This is a genomic window from Streptomyces sp. NPDC006261 (assembly GCF_040613515.1).
Taxonomy (GTDB): Bacteria; Actinomycetota; Actinomycetes; order Streptomycetales; family Streptomycetaceae; genus Streptomyces.
In genome coordinates this window covers 1-15,970 of sequence record NZ_JBEXSI010000051.1, presented here as the reverse complement: position 1 = coordinate 15,970, position 15,970 = coordinate 1, and the positions used below count along the sequence as shown (strand labels likewise).

The following is a 15,970-nucleotide window of genomic DNA, read 5'->3' as shown; positions in this document are numbered from 1 at the left end:
GCCTCGTGAAAGCCCGAGGCTAACGTGAACGTTGCGTCACCCGCCGGGGCGCACGATGCTGACCATGCTGCGTTCCTGGCACGCCTTCGGGGGCGCACGCAGGACCAGTGGGCGGCCGAGGATGCTCAGAGGCGCCGACGCGAGGCTCTAGCTGCTCAGCTCGCTCGTTCGCGGAGGAGGTTCCGGCGCCTGTGCTGGGTTGTCCTCTTCGTCGCGATTCCGTCGGGAGCTCTGTGGGCCAGGACCGAGGGCGGGGCCTGGGCAACCGTTGTTCCGGCCTGTCTCGCGGGAATCGGGTTGCTGTCCACCTACGAGCATTGACTCATCATCTGAGGTGGTTGCTGGGGGGCAGGCTCTCGTGCACAGGGGTGCGGCGCGTTGGGCGCGGGAGGCGCAGTCGTGCGGGGAGGTGCCACGGTCACCAGGATCACTCGTGTACGGCGGGAGGGTACAACGTACGGTAGTTGTCGGTCTGCAATCGTTGAGTGCCACGGGTAGGGTGGCTGACTCGATTGCTAGCAAGGGGGTTGCATGGAAGCCGAGTTGATGGCACTCGCTGCCGCGGGTGCAACGGCATTCGTTCAGCAGATGGCGACTGACTCGTGGACACAGGCCCGTGATCGGATTGCCTTGTTCTTCGCGCGCCGCGGGGGTGGCGAAGGAATCGTGATCGAAGGCGAGCTGGAGACCTCGCGCGGAGAGCTTACGGCCGCGTTGGAGGCCGGTGACGAGCAGACGGTTCTGGACGTCGAGGCGGGATGGCGCACACGGCTGCGACGTACCTTGATCGCCAACCCGACCGCTGCTTCTGAACTTCAGTCAGTACTCGATGAACTTTCACCAAGGCGAGACGATCGACAGTTTGCGGATGTGCACAACACGATCAGTGGGGGTGTGCAGCATGGTCCCGTGGTCCAGGTCGGGAGTGTGGGTTCGCTCAGCTTCGGGCCGCCTGGCGAAGGAGGTTGGAGCAGTACTCAGGTGTGATTTCGTATTGGGCCTTAACATCTGAGCGTGGACTCATCTCGCAGAGAGCAGCCGGCCGTTCAGCACAAGACGGTCCAAGCGGCGAACGGGCTTGATGGCTCGACAGTGCACGGGCCCGTGGTGCAGGCGCGAGACATCCAGCAGCTAAGGATCACAGCAAGCACCTCAGCGCTGCTCTCGGAGCGGTACCAGGCTTACGAGGGCTTCTGCACCGTGTGGGAAGCACTCCAAGGGCAGATCCTGCGGGTGGCGACCTCGCTCTGGATCGTGAGGAGTTTCCATGAGTACCGGGACATGGTGTATCGCTCGGAGTCCTTGTGTCGCGATCTTGAGCTGCGGCATCGCAGAATCTCGCTTCTGGACGGTGGAGATGCGCCGTCGCTCCCAGTGCTGGAAGCCGCCAAGCAGGCCGTCCAGGCGGTCGGACCCCACATGTACGCTTGGGGCCGAGGCAACGAGGAAGCGGTGTCCAATGCTGAGGCCAGCAACCTTGCGTCATTGATGAGCCTCAATGACGCGGAGGCTGCGTTCGAGAGCTTCATGCAACGTGCGAGCGGCAGGCTCGGCGGTTGGAGTGGCAACAGATAGTTCGATGCGACCGTTTTGGGCGGAAGCTACCGGTCCGGCCACGGCCAGCGAACAGGTTGGCCGCGCTCGCCCGTGAGTCGAGGGGCCCTCTGTCACTACCAACCGCCTGCAACCCGCCGTGTTCACTGCCGTTGATGTCAGCCACTGGTCACTACCACGACCACTTCTTCTTCCGAAGCTCCTGTTTCTTCGCTTCGGCTACCTACCTCTTACGGTCCGCCTGTGCGCGAGCCGTCCACCCTCCTTGATGTTCCCAGCACTGACCACTTGCCCAGGTCAGCCAGCCGCCTACACCGGCCTCACACCTCGGCTGAGTCACGCTCTCTCCCTTCTCCTCCCAGGCCCGCACAGAACGGGACAGCATCCTGCTGACGGCTCAGACCGGGAAGGCGCACACAAGCGCCAGCAAGGAACACGACTCGGGAGGGCTCGCACGAAGAAGCCTTCCTCGCAGCTCAGGAGAGTGATGACTGCCCTCAGTGCTCGCCTCGACCACAGTTAGGCTGCGATCTACTCCTCGCGGACCTGCTGCACATGCGATCGGGTTGGCCAGCCGGATGGCTGACATCGTCGACATCCCCATATCGAATGTCAGCGGACCATGCCACGATGGCAGACATGGGAGACAACGATACGGAGAGGGCAGTCAAGGTCCCGCTACTGTGGGTGGGCCTTGATGACTTGCCCCTGCTCAGCTCGAACCAGGTGCTCACTCAGATTGATCAAGATCATGTCTTTCTGAGCTTCGGCACAGCGACGCCTCCTGTCTTGATGGGGGATCAAGAACGGGTTCGCGATCAAGCCAAAAAGATTAGCTACGTTCCCGTACGAGGGATTACCCGCCTTGCGGTTTCCCGGAGGCATCTCGATGAACTAATCGAAGTCCTCCAAAAGACGGCCGTTAAGTTCGACGCTCAGGAGGGAGAGAAGTGACCTCGACGTACGCCGTGTCCCTCGAGTCGACTACGAGCGCCTCCAGCGAATCCCTGGAAGTGTCAGGTAGACAATCTTCGCTGAACTCTCGAGCGCATCTGGTCGCTATCCTTCCCGAGGTAGTTGAGGTGGACTATGCGGAGGGGGCTGAAATCTTGGATCGAGCCGCACGCAGGAAGCTTGGAATTTCCGGAGAGGAATTTATTCGACGCTGGGATTCAGGGGAGTACTCTGGCGATACGGAAAACGTGAAGGCTCAAGAGGTAGCTGACCTCCTTCCGTTCGTTCGGCCTGCGCAGGAAAATGCCCGGTAGGACACCTCGCGCCGCCGTTGAGGCGTTTATGGAGCCGTTGAGGGCTGCCTCTTCCTGCATCACGATGTCGCAGTGGGTGTGCAGCTCCTTCAAGGGCGATCCGGTTGGGGAGACTCACACTGTCCTGCTGAACAGGGGGGATCCAGTCGGCTTCAAGATACCGGACAACAAGATCTTCCTTGAAGCGTCCATCAAGTTCACCGTTGCGAGACAGGAGAAGAACGTTCTAGGTCAGCCTGTGGGAACGGCTGATCGGTATAAAGTTTCAACTCAGGGCTACATGTATAGCCTCTCGTCGAGCGAGGATGAGGAGCAAATTGCTTGGCATTGGCACCCGAGTGGCTCCAGTGATGTGGAGTACCCGCACTGTCATATCGGAAGTGCGGCCCTGAATCCTACTGGCCTGATTAAGAAGAAGCATCACCTCAGGACCGGGCGGATGACATTCGAGAGTGTCGTATTCAATATGATCACCCAATGGGGCGTAACTCCACGAAATCTGAACTACGAGGAGATCCTCGACGAAAATCAGGCCGCATTCGATAAATGGAAATCTTGGGGTTGACAGGCGGGCGCCTTCATGACACTTCGCAGTCTCCTGAACTAAGTTGGTTAGATCCTGTGAGGCGCGGGCGAAGGCTGAGGTGAAACTGCGCGCTCCCCCGACTCTCATCCCATCTGCCGTCGCCCCACGCAGCGCGCCTGCTCGGCTCGCCTGGTTCGACGGCAGACGGCATGAGATTTCCCTATCGCGGCATCCCACGGCCGGCACTAAGCGCCCACGGAGCCCCTGCCCATCCTGGGCTTATTGCGCCCCCGCCGGAGGCGCGTCGGTGACGGTGAGCAACCGCGGGCATCGGGAACTCGGACTTACGCCTCTGGGCCTATCCCACAGCAGGGGCGGGCGTCGGCGGAGCGGGCCGGAGGCAGCGGCGCCCCAGCGGAGCTGGGAAGCCCGCCCGGCGGAGCGCAGCCGGGTGCTTGATGAAGTAGGGAAAGTTCTACCACGCTGGGAGCAGGTGCCCGGCGCAGCTTGTGTGCCGGATGTGGCCGCCGCCCGCGTCCAACCGGAGCGGTCGACGGCCACGTCCGGAGGCTGTCAGGCCGTAGCAGCGGCCTCGCGGCCCCTTCGCGTCCGGCGGTGGAGGATCTCGTCGAAGGTGGCGCGGGCGCCCGTGGGGTCGATGTAGTGCATGGCCAGGAGGGCGGCGATGACGGAGCCGACCAGGTCGTTCTGGACCTCGGACCAGGTGTGGTCGTCGCCGCAGGTGGTGAGGCCCTTCAGGCCGTGGAGGGCGTGCATGGCCTCGCCAGCTTCCTCGGCGACCTTGCCCACCTGGAGAGCTTTGAGCTCCTCGTCGGGGAGGTGGGCGCCGGCCGCTCGGCAGACGGCGGAGAGCTTCTCGATGTTGTCCCACAGGGTGTCCACGTTGGACCTCCGATCGATGGGTTCGGCTATTCCTGTGCGGGTCGTCCGAGCTGGCGTACGGTCCATCCGGCCATGCGCCAGGCGTCGGCGTCGATGAGGTTGCGGAGGTCGACGAGGACCTGGTCCGCGACCAGTGGGGCGAGGGCCTTGGGGTCGGCCTCGCGGAAGTGGGGCCATTCGGTGGCCAGGACGATCAGCTCGGCCGCCTCGACGGAGTCTTCGAGGGTTTCGCAGTAGTCGAGTTCGGGGTGGCGGCGCAGTGCTGTGGGCACGGCGTGCGGGTCGTGGACGGTGACGGTCGCGCCGCGCTGGTGCATCAGTGCGGCGATCGCCAGGGCCGGGGATTCGCGGACGTCGTCGGTACCGGCCTTGAAGGAAGCGCCCCAGACCGTGATGCGTACGCCGTCGACGGGTCGGCCGAGCGTCTGGTCGATGAGCTTCAGTGCGGCGTTGGGTCGGGATTCGTTGACCTCCTCCGCCGCGCGCAGCATGGTCGCTGCTTCGGCGGCGCCCAGGGTGCGGGCGGAGGCGGTGAAGGCGCGGACGTCCTTCGGGAGGCAGCCGCCGCCGTAGCCGGGGCCGGCGTTCAGGCCGCCGCGGCCGATGCGGGGGTCCAGGCCGATGGCTTCGGTGAGCTGCTGGACGTCGGCTCCAGCGGCGGTGCACATGTCGGCGACGCCGTTGATGAAGGAGATCTTCATGCCGAGGTAGGCGTTGGCGGCGCCCTTGATGAGTTCGGCGGTGGCGGGGTCGGTCACGAACAGCGGGATGCCGTTCGCCAGGAGGGGTGCGTAGACCTCACGTACCGCGTCCTCGGCGCGAGCCGAGGGCACGCCCACGACGATGCGGTCGGGGCGCAGGGTGTCGTCGACGGCGTGGCCTTCGCGGAGGAACTCGGGGTTCCAGACGACCTCCACGTCCTCACCTGCCGGGGAGAGCCGGGCGAGGAGAGCGCCGAGGTCGCGGGAGGTGCCGACGGTGACCGTGGACTTGCCGACGACGACCGTGGGGCGGGTCAAGTGCGGGGCGAGGGCGCGGGCTGCGCCGAAGACCTGCCCGGTGTCGTAGCTCCGGCCGTCCGCGTCGATGGGCGTGCCCACGGCGAGGAAGTGGATGTCGGCGAACTCGGCCGCCTCTGCGAGGCTGGTGGTGAACCGCAGGCGTCCGGTGGCGGTGTGGGTGCTGAGGAGTTCCGGCAGGCCGTCCTCGTAGATGGGGCACTCGCCTGCGTTGAGGCGGTCGATCTTCGCCTGGTCCAGGTCCACGCCGATGACCTCGTGGCCGATCTCGGCCATGGCAGCGGCGTGGGGGATGCCCAGGTGACCACAGCCGATGACGGATACGCGCATGGGTCGACGCTCCTTTCCTTATCCCTCGCCCGCCCAGGGGAATCCGGGCCGGCCGGGTGCGTCACGCTAGCGCCAACGCCCGGCGCGGCCCTCTTCGTGCAGGTGGATCAACCAGCTTGCTGTCTGAGCAGGTTGACGAGGGCGGGCAGGGCCTCGGCGGCGGTCGCCCGGCACACCAGGTCGCCGTCCTGGGGGCCTTCCAGCGGGTACGGCATGAACTGGCCGTCGCGCCAGAAGCCCTCCGGGTCCAGGTAGACGACCTGCATGCCGCGAGCGCGGGCGCGTGCCTGGACCTTGCGTCGGTCGGCGTGCAGGCCGACGACGAGGAGGGCCTTGGCGCCGTCCACCCACTCGACGTCGGGTACGGCCTGGTCGTAGCGGCGCATGAAGCACTCGTCGAGCCCGGCGCGCGCCGCGAGCACGTCGAAGTTGTTGGTGATGACCGGGCCGACGAGGTGCCCGGCGCCCATCAGCTCCTTCAGCGCCCACATGGCCGGAGTCGGTTCGGCCAGGAAGCAGGCGCGGAACATCTCCACGAATTCCGCAGTCTTCTCCTCCGGCTCCGTCAGCACCTCGTGGAGGAGCGTGTCCGCGGTCGGGGAGAGAGTGAAGCGGTGCTCCCTCGGCTCGTGACCCTGGCGGTCGGTCACCCGGTAGATCTCATGGAGCCGGTGCAGGGGAGGGATACCCGCCTCTACCGACGTACCGCAGCCAATCTCCACCTGGAAGGGCAGGAGGTCCGCGAGGACAGACAGGTCCGGGACGCGGGTCGGCGTACCGGGGCGGTCCTTGCACCTGATCCCGGTGGAGAGGACGTTCCACGGCAGCTGCCGGACAGCGGGCGGTGGTGCGTAGGACACCGAGGCGATCTGCACGTCCAGGCTCCGGTAGCCGACGGGGAGGGTACGGCCCGCCGCCGCGTCCTGGGGGTGGACGTCGTGCTCGGTGATCCGGCACTTCAGATCCCGACGTGTCCATAAGAATCCACCGGGAGCCTCCTTCCAGCCGCCGGTGGCCAGCGAGTCCCACAGGGCGTCGTGGTGCGCGTCGATCTCGGACGCGGGAGCGGTAGCGGAGTGGTAGAGGTACAGGTCGGTCAGGCCGATGGCCGGCGCGGCGGTGGTGGGGACCAGGCCGTACCGGTAGCGGTAGTGGATGATCCGCCGCCGGGCGTCGTCGGCGGCCGTCCAGCCGCTCTGGTCAGCCGTGGCCTTCTCCTGCGTACGGCGCCAGATACCTTCCTCGATGTAGCGGGGTCGGTCGGCGTCGCCGAAGTAGGTCTTCCAGACCTGCTGTTGGTCGGGGGTGAGCTGGTCGATGACGATGTACGGGATGTCCATGATCTCTCCCTGGAGAATCACGCCTGGATGTTCCGGGTGCATGGCAGGCTCCGTTGGCCGGGAAGGTGGGGTGAACGACCCGGACAGCGGAGCGGAGTCAGCGGTCGGAGGGCGGGCTCGCGTCCGTTGAGACGGCGGCGGGCTGGTGACCGAGGCCGTTGAGGAGCGGGACGGCCTGCTCACGCAGTGCCCAGGCCGGGCCCACCAGGCCGGCGACCGCCAGAAGCGTGAGCGCGATGCCTCCGCCTTCGGGGCGTACAGGGCGCGGCGCGGCTTTTCGGGCGTGGCGTCGCCGAGGCCCGGTCACGGGGTGCCGCCGAGGGCCCGTCCGTGTGCGTCGACGAGGCGGCTGGTCTGCTGGTGCAGCCACTCCAGCTCGACAGAGGTGAGGATGAGCGCGCCATCGAGGGTCGAGCCGTCATCCAAGTGGAACTCGATGGGAACCGATCCCTGCCTGGCCCGCGCGTCGTAGACCGCGTCCCGTCCGGCCGAGAGCGTGGCGTGGGTGGCCCTCACCGGCACGGGACGGAGCGTCGTTCCGTCGGCGGGCGCGGACCAGGGGGCCCCGCCTCCAGGCGGACGCAGGTGGTACGTCGTCGCAGAGCCCTCACCAGGGAGAGCGACTACGACACCCACACGGCCATCGCGAGCGCTGTCCGTGGCGAGGTCGCCGAGCAGTGGGCGGAAGGGTGCTGCCGTACCTAACTCGGTTCCCTGCGAAGGAAGATGAGAAGAACGTCGTCGCGTCATGCCCCGAAGTTAGGGACAGGACGAGCCTCGAATATGAGCCGGAGGAATACGACCCCTATCCGTCCAGGTGAAAGCGGTCGGACATGTGCCGCAGCTTCTCCCTCGTGGCTGCTCGTTCCGCGTAGACGATGCTGCGAAGCGTTGAACGGGCGATGGGATGGTTCCGCACGAGCTGCGGCGCGATCCGCTCAGCCGTCTCCAGCTCGGTGAGGGCCTTTGCCCGGTTTCCGTCCCACAGCCAGGCCCGCGCCACGTCCATGTGGTGGTGTCCCTGACGGGAGTTGGGCAGTGAACCGATCAAGCTCGGGCTGGTGCGGCGGTTTATCTCCAGCGCCTTGCCCTGCTTGCCCATTTCCAGGGCCACGCTGATCGCGTGGATCTGCACGTTCCCGGCGGAGAACGTCAGCGAATGCCGGTCGTACACCGGTGCCCCTACGTACGCGTCCATGCGTTCCGCCGCGTCCTTCGCGTGCCCGATCCGGTCCTCCGCTTCCGATGGGCGGTTGGACCGAGCGGCGGAGATGGCTGCTCTCAGCTGAAGCGTGCCCCAAGCCCGTACGGCCAGCGGATCACCGTGCTCGTACGGCTGTTGCACCGAGGCGATCGCCTTGTCCGAGAGGGTCAGAGCGTCGGCCCAGTCAGCCGTCGCCCACATGTCCCAGACGCGCATCCAGTCGGCGACGGCAGGCAGCACCGGATCTCCCGACAACCTGGCTGACCACGCGGCCCGTTCGCACGCCATGGCCACCAGCTCGAGGTGTCCGAGGGCGTGCGCGGCGGTGTGCGCGAACTTGCAGCACACGGCGTAAATGGCATACGCCTCTTCCCGTTCGTGCCCGTCCGAGTCCTCCGCCAGGGCGCGTGCTTCCCGGAACAGGTCCGGGAGAACTCGGAGAATCGCGACGTTGGAGGCGGTGTCCCGCAGGCGGTGCAGCCGGGTCACCTCACGCCATAGCTGTGAGGCCGGTCGGGGAACCCCGTCGAAGACGGGAACGAGGTCGTAGCGACGCAGCTCGCGCAGGATCGACGAGGCGGCGATCTGCCACTGGCTGTCGTCAGGGGAGCTGCTGTACGGGCGTCCGATCAGGTCGTTCGGATGGACGTGCAGCTCTGCGGCCACCTGGTTGAGCAGGCCGACCCGGTCCAGCTCGATCAGTCCACGCTCCATCTTCGACACCCAGCCCTGCGACTTCCCGAGGGCCGTCGCCAGGTCGGCCTGCGGCATGCCCAGCCGCAGCCTCGCCCTGCGAGCGCGCTTGCCGATCTCCTCGGCTTCCTCCAGCATCAGGACACCTCCCAGCCGCCGGACGATCCGGCGCGACCGCCGGCCTGTCCGTACAGAGTTCGTCTCCTGCACGGTACCCATGACGCGGCTTCAGCGTGAGACGAGCTGCAAGGACAGTCGGGGCCGCGGCCCGTGTACCGCTGTCCCGTCCTGAACGGTGAGTCCGAGACCGGAGCACTTCTGTCCGCCATCAGTGCCCGGACTGCCATCAGGCATTGATCCCAAAGCCGCCGGTGCCGAACGACAGCGGATCATGGGGATGAGGAACATTCCACGTCGCGCACCGCCGGAGGCAGCCAGTGATCACCGTGACCGTCCTCCACCCTGGAACCATGGGCGCGGCGATCACCGCCGAGCTCGTGGCCGGCGGCCATGAGGCGCTGTCGGTGCCCAAGGACCGCAGTGAGAACACCTGGCTACGCGCGAGGGAAGCCGGTGCCACGGCGTACGACTCGCTCGCGGAAGCGCTGTCCCGAAGCGCGGTCGTTCTCTCGGTGTGCCCACCACAGGCGGCGGAGGACGTTGCGGCGGCGGTGGCCGCGCACGGCTTCGCGGGGGTGTACGCCGATGTCAACGCCATCAGCCCTCAACGCGTACGGCACATCGCTGACGAGATCCGCCCCGGCTCCGCAGTTGTCGACGGTGCCGTTTTCGGTCAGCCGCCAGGCCAGGGGCGTGCGACACGGCTCTATCTCGCAGGGGCCGACTCTCCCGTCGAGCTGGTGGCGTCGCTGTTCACGGACTCTGCGCTGCACGTGTGCCGCGTCGGGGACACAGTCGGTTCCGCTTCCGCGCTGAAGATGGCCTTCTCCAGCTACCAGAAGGCCGCTCGCACCCTCGCCGGAGTCGCTCACGCGCTCGCCGACGCCCATGGAGTCGGTGATCAGCTCACGGCCGAAGCCGAGATCATGATTTCCGCGATCCTCTCCGATCCGGAGTACCTGCCGAGTGTTGCAGCCCGAGCTTGGCGCTGGGCGCCCGAGATGGAAGAGGTCGCCGATACTCTCCGCGCGGCTCACCTGCCCACGGACATGGCCGAAGCCACGGCTCGGGTGCTCGCCTACTGGGAGCAGGACAGGGACAAGTTCGACCTGCCGGTCGTGCACACCCTCTCCCAGCTCCGGTCAGAGAAGAGCCGTTGATTCGTTCACGCTGAGGGGTAGCCGCTGGACGATCACCTCCGCCGAGGGCGAGACGCGGGAATGGTGGGTGGGGCCGTCGCCGCAGGTTCGGGCGAGGGTACGTGGCGTAGTCCGGTGCTGCGAGCCTGTGCCGCCAGAGCTCGTCGACTGGGAGCCGGCCTCTGCGAGAGCCGATGTACGCGCCAGGTGATGGTGCGTGCCGGGGAGCGGGCGTCGTCGAGGGCTCGTTCTTCTGCTGCCTGCTGCAACAGGCGTTTGGGGTCGTGGCCCGCTGCCTCTGCTTCGGCCAATGCGGTGGTGAGCGCCTGCGAGGCAGAGTCGGCGAGAATCTGGTCGGCGTACGCCGGGGCGGTCTGGCGGATGAGCCGGACGTATTGGTCCGCAAGATTCTGGGACGGTCGGCGTTGGCCGAGGACCAGTAGGGGCGTGGCTGCCGTGTGGTCGTAGGCGGCCTGGAGGTGGAGCAGGCTCTTGTGGGCTGCGGCCACCTGTTGCTCGTGCTCTCGTCGGTCGTGCCAGCGTGCGGCGGCGATGACGGCGAGGAGCGCAGCGTCGAGGAACATCGCCAAGGCGGCTCCGTCCTTCGGTGCCGGCTCGCGAAGCATCGCCTTGACCGCGCCGCGTAGGGCACGAGCGTGGTGGTGTTCGGCGCGGACGCGCGAACGGGTCGCGCGCTCGAAAGCTGAGGCCGCTGAGCGGAGTTCTGTACGAATGTCCGGCGGTGCGGTGAGAGCTACGGCGTCGAGCGCTTCGCCGAAGGCGGCCAGGTGGGCCTGGGCGGCTTCGGCGTTCGGCTGGTCGAGGTGGTGGGGGATGCGCTCGGTGGCTGCGGTGGCTTGATGCCATGGGTGCGGCCTGAGACGCTCCTCGGCGGCGGACGCTGGGACCTCTGCTGCGGCGAGACGGCTCTGGATCTTCGGGAGGGAGAGATCCGGCGCCAGCGTGGAGCCGGAGAACCAGACCGGTTCGGCTTTGGCGTTCCGGTCGTTCTCCAGGGCGATCTTGTAGCCGCGTGGTTTTCCCGAGGGGAAGTGCAGGACCTCGACGAGGACTCCCTCGGTGTGGGTGAGCAGACCGAGGAACTCGTCGGTCTCGGTGGCGGCAGCCGCCGCTGTGCGGACCACGGTGCGCAGGCGTTCGCGAGCGGCCTTGGCCTGGCCGTTTCGCAGGGCCTTCTCCTGTTCGGCGCGATGGGGCCGTTTGGCGGCGGTGCGGTCACCGCGGATGACCCGTTGCAGCCCGTATTCCTTCTCGATGGCTGCGAGTTCGCGGTCAGCGGTGAGGTAGTCGTTCCAGTGACGTGCTGAGCGGAGGTCACCTCGGACCTTTGTGGCGGCGATGTGGATGTGATCGGGGGCATGGCGTACGGCGATCCAGCGGCAGCCGTCCGGGTCGTCCGCCGGTGCGATGCCGGTGGCCGTGACGACGCGACGGGCGATGTCCGCCCACTCGCCGTCGTCGAGGAGGCGGTCGCCGGGTGCCGCGCGGAGAGAGCAGTGCCACACGTGCTGCTTCGGGGCGCGGCCCAGTCGATCAGCTTGCTTGACGCGCAGGTCGAGGTCGTCGACGAGCTGCTTCCTTGCCGCCGTGATGTCGTCGGCGCGCCCTGGGTCGGGGGCGTAGCCGTCCCAGGAAGTGACGAGGTGGGGATCGCTGTGTTCGTTGGCGCGGCCTGGTCCGTAGAGGTAGCGGATGAGGCCGGCCGTGCTCTCGGCGAAGGTGCGTTCGGCCTGGGCCAGGGTGGCGGTGTCGTCGGAGTGAGGGAGGTCGCCGGAGTTGAGCTTCCTGGCGATCTGGTTGATGTTGTGGCCGATCTTGGCGACCTCGCCACGGAGCGTGGTGAGTTCATCGACGTAGTCGTCGAGCGGGGTGCGCTGACCGGGCAAGGCGAGGTCCCCGTCGAGGTGGGCCATGACGACGGCACCGACGTAGTGGGCGGCGGCGATGTTCAGCGAGCGGGCCTTGGCGACGATGTCCGCCTTCTCTTCGGTGCTGTAGCGGACATCGACGCGCGCGGTGCGCTGGGTCTCGTTGCGGTCGCGGCGGCGGGCGACGCGGTGGAGCGCGGCAGCTTCGGAGGCACGCGGTTGCGGCACGGCAGCGCTGGAGGTGCCGATGGGCTGATCCTGCTCGGGCGCCCCCTGGTGCCCGAGACCCTCCGCCACCCCCGGGGCGGAGGAACCTGCGTTGGACCGGCCCTTGGACGGTCCAACGCCATACCTTGCTCCGCCTGGGGCTGGGGTGGAGGTCAGGTGCCGAGAGGCGTGGGGGAGGGGGTGTGTGGACTGTTCGTGCATGAGGGGCTCTCTGACCGTACGAAGGGGAAGCCGTGCTGGCCCCGGCGATTCCGAGGCGAGCAGTTAGCGGGAGGGCGCGGGCCTACGCCGTGGTTCGGGCTTGGTCGAGCTCGGCCTGGAGGAGGTTCTTGACCTCGTCCAGGCGGGACCGCCCGATGCCGAGTCCCTTGGTGTGGACGGCCGCCTCGATGTGGCGGCGAGAGATTTGGCCGCCACGTCCCGTGGGGGCCGTACGTCCGATCTCCACTGCCTGCTCGAAGGTGGCGCTCGGTCGGCCGCGACGTTTGCCACGTGGCTGGGTGGGCTGAGACACGGACACCGCAGGGGCCTTGGCCACATCGGCGTCGGGTACCGGGGCCGGCGTGGGGGCCACCCCGTCTTCGGGAGAGGTGGCTCCGTCGTTGTGCGGTTCGGGGGCGGGCTTCGTTCGCGTGGGTCGGCGTTGGACGAGGAGGTAGAGGTGGACGGCTCCGGCCAGGGCGAGCGGGGCGATGGCGGAGATGGCCCCGACGGTGAGGTCGTCGAGAGCGAGTGCGCTGCGCCGGTTCTGCTGGTTGAGGCGGATGGCGTGCAGGACGTTGGCCCAGATGCTGGTGGCGGTGGCGATGCCGACCAGTGCCGAGACGTAGAGACGGGCGGACAAGGGCGCGGTCCGTAGGACGAGCAGGGAGCCGATCCCGATGGCGATGAACCCGTCGATGACGAGTGGGAAGGCGTAGGTGAGCGCGGGATGGATGTGGCTGGCGGCGGCCATCTGACGCAGGGCGTCGTAGGAAAGCGCGAAGGCGGCCACGGCCAGCAGCGCGACACCGGTGCGGATGGCAGGTGCCAAGGGCGGCAGCCCGGTCGACGGTCCTGCGGCGCGAGTGGGTGAAGGCAAGGGGGGAGTGCTCCAAGAGGTGCGTGGTTCGGCCCAGGGGCGCGAGGACCCGTCACGACATGTCGCATGCCTGGTCAGGGCAGATGCGGGTGTGGCGGTGACGTCGAGACGACTCGTCACCGGATCTCGACCTGTCACCGCTTTGACCTGCGTGGAGACGAGTCGTGACGGGTCGTGCAGGGTCAGGCCCCGGTCGCGGATTCGGGTGCGGGCTCGGGGCAGTAGCGGGCCCAGGCGTCGGCGAAGTGCCGACGGGTGTAGCCCCGAGCCTGGACGTTGCCGTGGAAGCGCTTGGGGGCAGAGCTGATGCCGTACTCGTTGAGCAGGATCTGCAGGCCCCGTGGAGTGAGGCCGTTGGCGGTGTACTCCGGCCAGGGAGTCTCGGCATCCTGGTTGAGGATGTCCAGGAGACGACTGGTGCGCAGCGCTGGTGGGTTGCCCTCGGAGGCGAAGGCACGGCGGACGTCGGCCAGGAGGCGGATGCCCAGGCTGCTCCGGTCCTGGTCTTGCTCGGCCTCGTGCTTTGCCATGACCCGGCAAGCATTGCGGGCGAGGGAAGGCCACGTCCCGCCGGCGAGGTCGGCGACTGCGACCAGCGGCTGCCAGGTGTCGGCCGCCCGGTCTTCGACCGGCATGGCGGGTGTCAGTTCCATCGCGCTGGCGTGGAGCGGGCCCAGCCATGTGGCGAGTCGCTCGCGCAGGGCGTGGAGGGGCGGGGTGTCGCGGAAGGTGCGGAATTCGGCGACCTTCTCGCCCGGCATGCGGCGCCGCATACGGATCACGACCGAGCGGTCCATGATCGTGTCAGGCAGGTCCCCGATCCCGGCGAGGGCTGCCATGGCAAAGGTGGGGAACTTCGACACCTCGTGGTTGGGTCCTGAGACCCGCAGGGTCGGGCGGTTGCGCTGGTGACCGGCGTTGAGCAGGCCGCGCATCTCCTCGTTCTTCTCCGCGACCTTCGCGGACCCGAAGAGGGTGTCGGCCTCGTCGACCAGCAGGGTGGGCGGGGTGTCGGTGATCGACCGGAACACCGCGGCGGCCGAGGCGTTGACCGTGATGAGCGGATCGTGGACGCTCTCGGTGATCACGTCCAGGAGCCGTGACTTACCGCACCGTTTCGCAGGCCCCACGACCGCCAAACGCGGCGCGTGCTGCCATGCCGTCTGCAGGTGCGTCGCCGCCACCCACAACGTCACCGCCACTGATGCCTCCTCGCTCGGCATCACCACGTACCGCAGGATCTGCTCCCGCAGCGCCGTGAGGACTTCTTCGCCTTCGGAGGCGGAGGCGAGGTGGTGCTGTTCGGAGGAGGGCCCGTCCTCGTCGGGACGGGGGCGGCCGGGTACGGCCACGGGCGGCCAGGCGGTTGCGCCGACGGGAAGAGATGGCGTCCTGGGGGCGGGGTCGTCCATACTGGACATGTAGCTCCTCTACTTGCAGGCCAATGGGACGGCAATCCCGGCTTGCAGGTCAGTCGTTCAGGGATGGGCGGCATGAGGTTTGCGCGCTGAGCCCCTCGGTGTTGGGTCACCGGGGGGCTTTTTGTGCTTCTGGGCAGGTCGAAGCGCGCGCCGGCGGACCGATGCGGTCTGCTGGGGAGTTTCAACTGTACCACCATCTCTGCGGATCGCATAGCGTTTGGCGATCGGCAGAAGCGATGCTAGCGTTGTGGCATGCGCCGAAGTGGCGGTGAACGCGGAGAGTGAGAGGAGGCGGCGATGTCGGATGACGAAGAGGGCTCCGAGGGGGTGCTCCTCAGCGGCGAAGAGAACGCCACCGTGCGGATCAAGCTGGAACGAGAGAAGCGCGGCTGGAGCACCACGACGCTCTCCGACCACATGAATGAGGCCGGGTTCGACATGAACCCGTCCGCGGTGTGGCGTATCGAGAACCGCAAGCGACGCATCAACCTCGACGAGGCCATCGGCTTCGCCGAGATCTTCGGCGTCCCGCTCAGCAACTTCGTCGGGCCGCCCAGCCTGGCGACCATGGGCCGCGCCATGGAGCTGATCGACAACGTCGTCGCCACCTATCGGGCCTCCAACCGCGCCAACCACGAGGCACGGAGAGCCCGCGACCAGCTCGATGCCTACCTCGCCGACCACCCGGACATCCGTGAGGAAGCCGACGTGATGGTCTCCAACGCCATCGCGACCGAGCTGATCAAGGTCAACAAGGAGTACGGTCCCGCTTCCGACGCGTAGCGAACCGATCCAGCCGCCGCAGTGGGAACGCAAACCCCCGCTGCGGACGCATCACCCGTCCCATCCCTGAACGACACCAGGCCAGCCCAGGGTTGCCGCCCTGCCCGCCGGCCAGAACCGGAGCACCAACTTTGCGCCCTTCGGCGATACCGCACGTCCCTGCTCAGCGCACCCTCCAGCCGGAGGAGGTGACCACCACCGACCCCCTCCTCACCGTGGAGCAGGCTGCCCACCGCCTCGGCACCGGCGTGCGCTTCATCCGGCGACTCGTCCAAGAGCGCCGTATCCGCTACGTCAAGCTCGGCAAGCCCGTGCGGATACCCGAGAGCGCCATCGCCGCATACATCGAGGAGCGCACCGTGCCGACTCTCCGCGATGAGCGTTCCCGCTACGGGAAGGCCGCCTGATGGCCACCCGCAAGCCGCAGAGGCGGCGTGAATTCGGCACGGTCCGCCAACTGCCTTCGGGGCGC

Annotated in this window: 15 protein-coding genes; 7 read left to right on the top strand and 8 right to left on the bottom strand. The window is 67.4% G+C overall.

What is annotated here, in order from left to right; genetic code table 11:
- The first annotated feature begins 531 nt into the window (after positions 1-531).
- The 4 genes from ABZ154_RS27345 to ABZ154_RS27330 all read left to right on the top strand — a co-directional run bounded on the left by ABZ154_RS27345 (position 532) and on the right by ABZ154_RS27330 (position 3,387).
- Entirely contained in the window at positions 532-987 is a 456-nt protein-coding gene (locus tag ABZ154_RS27345) for a hypothetical protein (RefSeq protein WP_356836869.1), read from the top strand.
- Between the two features lie 27 nt (positions 988-1,014).
- On the top strand, positions 1,015-1,575 hold the full coding sequence (locus ABZ154_RS27340) for a hypothetical protein (protein ID WP_356836867.1): 561 nt from the start codon (positions 1,015-1,017) through the stop codon (positions 1,573-1,575).
- A 618-nt stretch (positions 1,576-2,193) separates the two neighbouring features.
- On the top strand, positions 2,194-2,508 hold the full coding sequence (locus ABZ154_RS27335) for a hypothetical protein (protein ID WP_356836865.1): 315 nt from the start codon (positions 2,194-2,196) through the stop codon (positions 2,506-2,508).
- A 342-nt stretch (positions 2,509-2,850) separates the two neighbouring features.
- Positions 2,851-3,387, top strand: a complete 537-nt coding sequence (locus ABZ154_RS27330) for a hypothetical protein (protein WP_356836863.1) — start codon at positions 2,851-2,853, stop codon at positions 3,385-3,387.
- A 534-nt stretch (positions 3,388-3,921) separates the two neighbouring features.
- Here ABZ154_RS27330 and ABZ154_RS27325 read toward each other — a convergent pair.
- The 5 genes from ABZ154_RS27325 to ABZ154_RS27305 all read right to left on the bottom strand — a co-directional run bounded on the left by ABZ154_RS27325 (position 3,922) and on the right by ABZ154_RS27305 (position 8,975).
- Complete coding sequence (locus tag ABZ154_RS27325) at positions 3,922-4,251, bottom strand: MazG-like family protein (RefSeq protein ID WP_216322963.1); 330 nt, start codon at positions 4,249-4,251, stop codon at positions 3,922-3,924.
- A 26-nt stretch (positions 4,252-4,277) separates the two neighbouring features.
- Positions 4,278-5,600: a UDP-glucose/GDP-mannose dehydrogenase family protein gene (locus tag ABZ154_RS27320; RefSeq protein ID WP_356836860.1), complete on the bottom strand. Its 1,323-nt coding sequence runs from the start codon at positions 5,598-5,600 to the stop codon at positions 4,278-4,280.
- Positions 5,601-5,707: 107 nt separating this feature from the next.
- On the bottom strand, positions 5,708-6,940 hold the full coding sequence (locus tag ABZ154_RS27315; protein ID WP_356836918.1) for a hypothetical protein: 1,233 nt from the start codon (positions 6,938-6,940) through the stop codon (positions 5,708-5,710).
- A 303-nt stretch (positions 6,941-7,243) separates the two neighbouring features.
- Positions 7,244-7,462 carry a hypothetical protein gene (locus ABZ154_RS27310; protein ID WP_031125441.1) on the bottom strand — a complete coding sequence of 73 codons (219 nt, stop codon included), beginning with the start codon at positions 7,460-7,462 and terminating at the stop codon, positions 7,244-7,246.
- A gap of 283 nt (positions 7,463-7,745) precedes the next feature.
- Positions 7,746-8,975, bottom strand: coding sequence for a helix-turn-helix transcriptional regulator (locus tag ABZ154_RS27305; protein WP_356836858.1), 1,230 nt, complete (start codon positions 8,973-8,975; stop codon positions 7,746-7,748).
- A 299-nt stretch (positions 8,976-9,274) separates the two neighbouring features.
- Between ABZ154_RS27305 and ABZ154_RS27300 the strand changes: the two genes are divergently transcribed.
- Positions 9,275-10,117, top strand: a complete 843-nt coding sequence (locus ABZ154_RS27300; protein WP_356836856.1) for a DUF1932 domain-containing protein — start codon at positions 9,275-9,277, stop codon at positions 10,115-10,117.
- Between the two features lie 32 nt (positions 10,118-10,149).
- Here ABZ154_RS27300 and mobC read toward each other — a convergent pair whose 3' ends face one another.
- From mobC to ABZ154_RS27285, 3 genes are all read right to left on the bottom strand, one after another.
- Positions 10,150-12,213, bottom strand: coding sequence for a plasmid mobilization relaxosome protein MobC (gene mobC / locus ABZ154_RS27295; protein ID WP_356836854.1), 2,064 nt, complete (start codon positions 12,211-12,213; stop codon positions 10,150-10,152).
- Positions 12,214-12,496: 283 nt separating this feature from the next.
- Positions 12,497-13,246: a DUF2637 domain-containing protein gene (locus tag ABZ154_RS27290; protein WP_282688832.1), complete on the bottom strand. Its 750-nt coding sequence runs from the start codon at positions 13,244-13,246 to the stop codon at positions 12,497-12,499.
- 230 nt (positions 13,247-13,476) lie between these two features.
- Positions 13,477-14,706: a DUF3631 domain-containing protein gene (locus ABZ154_RS27285; RefSeq protein WP_356836916.1), complete on the bottom strand. Its 1,230-nt coding sequence runs from the start codon at positions 14,704-14,706 to the stop codon at positions 13,477-13,479.
- A gap of 306 nt (positions 14,707-15,012) precedes the next feature.
- Here ABZ154_RS27285 and ABZ154_RS27280 point away from each other — a divergent pair, with 306 nt between their 5' ends.
- On the top strand, positions 15,013-15,498 hold the full coding sequence (locus ABZ154_RS27280; RefSeq protein ID WP_282688831.1) for a helix-turn-helix transcriptional regulator: 486 nt from the start codon (positions 15,013-15,015) through the stop codon (positions 15,496-15,498).
- Between the two features lie 188 nt (positions 15,499-15,686).
- Positions 15,687-15,905, top strand: a complete 219-nt coding sequence (locus tag ABZ154_RS27275; protein WP_070204304.1) for a helix-turn-helix domain-containing protein — start codon at positions 15,687-15,689, stop codon at positions 15,903-15,905.
- Positions 15,906-15,970: the final 65 nt, after the last annotated feature.

Bases quoted from the DNA above. Each gene is read 5' to 3' on its own strand.
- ABZ154_RS27345 (WP_356836869.1), top strand. From the start codon at position 532: ATGGAAGCCGAGTTGATGGCACTCGCTGCCGCGGGTGCAACGGCATTC.
- ABZ154_RS27335 (WP_356836865.1), top strand. From the start codon at position 2,194: ATGGGAGACAACGATACGGAGAGGGCAGTCAAGGTCCCGCTACTGTGG.
- ABZ154_RS27330 (WP_356836863.1), top strand. From the start codon at position 2,851: ATGGAGCCGTTGAGGGCTGCCTCTTCCTGCATCACGATGTCGCAGTGG.
- ABZ154_RS27320 (WP_356836860.1), bottom strand. From the start codon at position 5,600: ATGCGCGTATCCGTCATCGGCTGTGGTCACCTGGGCATCCCCCACGCC.
- ABZ154_RS27315 (WP_356836918.1), bottom strand. From the start codon at position 6,940: ATGGACATCCCGTACATCGTCATCGACCAGCTCACCCCCGACCAACAG.
- ABZ154_RS27305 (WP_356836858.1), bottom strand. From the start codon at position 8,975: ATGCTGGAGGAAGCCGAGGAGATCGGCAAGCGCGCTCGCAGGGCGAGG.
- ABZ154_RS27285 (WP_356836916.1), bottom strand. From the start codon at position 14,706: ATGGACGACCCCGCCCCCAGGACGCCATCTCTTCCCGTCGGCGCAACC.
- ABZ154_RS27280 (WP_282688831.1), top strand. From the start codon at position 15,013: ATGTCGGATGACGAAGAGGGCTCCGAGGGGGTGCTCCTCAGCGGCGAA.